Consider the following 2641-nt stretch of genomic DNA (forward strand, 5'->3'; position numbering starts at 1 on the left):
TCAGGCCCCCACCCTCCGGATACCTCATCCCACCGGCATACCGCAGGGATCATGAACCGTCACTCCCCGACGACAACACGAAAACCTCAGTAACCCTGATCGGGCGCTGTCATGCCGAACCGGCGGCCCCGTGGATATCAGCCGCGGTGGAAGCCCCGTGTCCGCACTGACGACCCGGTGTGCCGTGTAGTGATCACGGCAGTGAACGCCGACCTGAAGGCCGGTGGACTCGACCACGTCACTCAGCTTGTCACCGGCGCCGGGATGGCGGCGTCAGGTCTCACCTTCTGGCTCGCGAAGGAGCGCGGGGTGGAGGTGGAAGCCTTGATATCCCAGCTCACGGTCGGGCTCCCGGAAGGCATCCCGGAGCGCGATGTGGTGAAGATGATCGAGACGATGCTGACCGGATCGCCCGGCGTGAAGCAGACCGCCGATTTCCTGGCCCGACTGTTCGATGAGGACGAGGAGCGGCGACCTCATCGTCGCTCTCGGCCGCTACTCCGCCTCGTGCATCGGCATGCTGAGCGCCCTCGGCATCAGTAGCGAGGGAGACACCCTCGAAGACCTCGACGACACCCTGCAGGACTTCTACGCCAGCTGAAGACGCACCCGGGTCTTGCTTGCAGCTGATTCGGCTGCGAGCAAGACCCCCGGCGGGGCAGAAGGCCGACTGTCCACGATGATCGAAGGCACCGCCTGGAGACCGCAACCGGTCAGTCTGCCGCGCCCTCAGCCGATCAGGGCGTGTCACCCTCCCATACCCACGGACCGCCAGGACGGCTGAAGGTAGGCCCGTATGAGGCCCGCCCGCCCGGTCCGTATGCGCTATGAGGGGTGACCAAGTACGCGCCGGTGGTGATCTCCTCGTCCGTCCAGCCGGTCACCTCGATCAGCTGCCCGTCCAGCGGCCCACCGGTCAGCTCGCGGTAGTCGCGGCCGGGTTGTGGCCCGGGCTCCGGGTCATCACGCTCGCTGCCGTACACCTTCGGTCCCTTTGTCATGCGACCAGTCTGGTGCGACGCGGGGTCCACCAGGACGGGAATCGGTGCGACTTCACCGCGAAGAGTCCCTGCCCGCTGCGCAGCCCCCGTGCAGGTGCAACACCGGCCTGTGAGGGTGAAACGCGACCGGTGAAACGCTCCTGCGCGTTTCACTCCTGACCTGCACTGATGTCCTGGATAGAGGTTCGTGGAGCCGGTGAGGGACCGTGTGTTGCAGGCCCCGCCGTGTCCGGTGGCTGCCGGTAGGGTCGTGTGGATGATGGTGGGCAGTGCAGAGACCAGGCTCGTTCTCCTGCGTGGGAACAACGCTTCGGGCAAGTCCTCGATCGCGGCGGGGATCCGGGAGCGCTTCGGTCGCGGTCTGGCCCTGGTCGGCCAGGACAACCTCCGCAGGGTCGTCCTGCGCGAGCACGACCGCCCTGGCGGCGCGAACATCGGCCTCATCGACACCGTTGCCCGCTACAGCCTCAGCGCCGGCTACCACGTCGTCCTCGAAGGCATCCTGTACGCCGACCGCTACGGGCAGATGCTCCAACAGCTGCGCGCCGACCATCGCGGGCACACTCACTGCTACTACCTGGACGTCCCCTTCCGGGAGACCCTGGCCAGGCACGCGACCAAACCCATCGCAGACGAGATCGGCGAGGAGCAGCTGCGCGAGTGGTACAGGCCGCTCGACCTCCTGCCCGGCAGCATCGAGACACTCATCGACGCCGACAGCGTCCTGGCGGCCACCGTCGACCGCATCATGCACGACACCGATCTTGCCCGGCTCCCCGCGCTGGAGCACTGACCACGGCTGCCGGGGCCGGGCAGCCCGCCGAACAGCGACGGATCGGCCCGAGACGGCGCTCACCTCCGATGAACCGGTGAGCGCCGAGTTCAGGGCCAGCCTCAGCGGGAGAAAGTACGGGCAGGTGCCACGCCTACAGCAGGAAGTCGACCGTGCACCGGATGCGCTTCGAGAGATCGGGCACCGTGTACTGGGCGCTCGGTTGCAGCGCGGAAAGGTTGTCGACGAGGTTGTACTGGATGCGGCGTTGGTGGACTCCGATGCCTTGGAAGACCCACGGAACCAGCTTCAGCATGTGGATGTCGGTGTGGCCCGGTGTGGTGAGCCAGCCGTTCGGGATCGGGAAGAAGCGGTCGAAGGCTTCGAGGGCTGTGGGGATCTCGCTGGCAGGGATGCCGGAGTACTCCGCCATCCACTCGAACTCCTCCCCCGTCCTGTCACGGAGGTAGAACCCTCCCCATCCCCACAGGAACTGCTGCCAGAAGGTCGCGTACCGCGAAGTTCGGCTGCTCTCGCAGCCATGCGATGCCGTCATGGAACGTTTTCGGCAGGACGTGGTAGGTCAGCCCCTGGAAGAAGAAGGACTTGCCGTCCTCCGACATGCGGAACTCAGGCGGGCCGTCGGGATGCGCGAGCGCATAGTCCACTGCGGCCTTGAGAATGGCGAGCCGAGCTCGGTGCTCGAGGGCTGAGGAGCTACCGGCCCCGCGCGCCGCCGCACCCCAAGAGCTCGAATTTCCGTTGATCCAGAGGGCAGGCAGGTCAGCACATTTGAACAGCGGCGCCTCGCAAGCGAGGGCGAACCGCAAAGAGTTCTTCGCAAATATCTCTTTGCGGAGGACTCTTT

Annotated in this window: 5 protein-coding genes; 2 read left to right on the forward strand and 3 right to left on the reverse strand. The window is 66.1% G+C overall.

Features of this window, described 5'->3' with window-relative positions; translation table 11 throughout:
• Positions 1-201 precede the first annotated feature (201 nt).
• Positions 202-543: a hypothetical protein gene (locus ACIRJP_RS42275; protein WP_404186515.1), complete on the forward strand. Its 342-nt coding sequence runs from the start codon at positions 202-204 to the stop codon at positions 541-543.
• A gap of 194 nt (positions 544-737) precedes the next feature.
• Here ACIRJP_RS42275 and ACIRJP_RS42280 read toward each other — a convergent pair whose 3' ends face one another.
• A complete protein-coding gene (locus ACIRJP_RS42280; RefSeq protein ID WP_404186517.1) occupies positions 738-1001 on the reverse strand; it encodes a hypothetical protein in 264 nt (87 codons plus the stop codon).
• 259 nt (positions 1002-1260) lie between these two features.
• Here ACIRJP_RS42280 and ACIRJP_RS42285 point away from each other — a divergent pair, with 259 nt between their 5' ends.
• Positions 1261-1794 (forward strand): kinase, encoded by a 534-nt coding sequence (locus tag ACIRJP_RS42285; RefSeq protein ID WP_404186523.1) that lies wholly within the window; start codon positions 1261-1263, stop codon positions 1792-1794.
• A 133-nt stretch (positions 1795-1927) separates the two neighbouring features.
• Here ACIRJP_RS42285 and ACIRJP_RS42290 read toward each other — a convergent pair whose 3' ends face one another.
• On the reverse strand, positions 1928-2206 hold the full coding sequence (locus tag ACIRJP_RS42290; protein WP_404186519.1) for a hypothetical protein: 279 nt from the start codon (positions 2204-2206) through the stop codon (positions 1928-1930).
• A gap of 25 nt (positions 2207-2231) precedes the next feature.
• Positions 2232-2641: hypothetical protein (locus ACIRJP_RS42295; RefSeq protein WP_404186521.1), on the reverse strand; the 410-nt coding region annotated here is incomplete at its 5' end.

This window comes from Streptomyces sp. NPDC102437 (genome assembly GCF_044765565.1).
Lineage (GTDB): Bacteria > Actinomycetota > Actinomycetes > Streptomycetales > Streptomycetaceae > Streptomyces.

Excerpts from the sequence above, each read along its gene's own strand:
- ACIRJP_RS42290 (WP_404186519.1), bottom strand. The coding sequence starts at position 2,206 with ATGGCGGAGTACTCCGGCATCCCTGCCAGCGAGATCCCCACAGCCCTC.
- ACIRJP_RS42280 (WP_404186517.1), bottom strand. The coding sequence starts at position 1,001 with ATGACAAAGGGACCGAAGGTGTACGGCAGCGAGCGTGATGACCCGGAG.
- ACIRJP_RS42285 (WP_404186523.1), top strand. The coding sequence starts at position 1,261 with ATGGTGGGCAGTGCAGAGACCAGGCTCGTTCTCCTGCGTGGGAACAAC.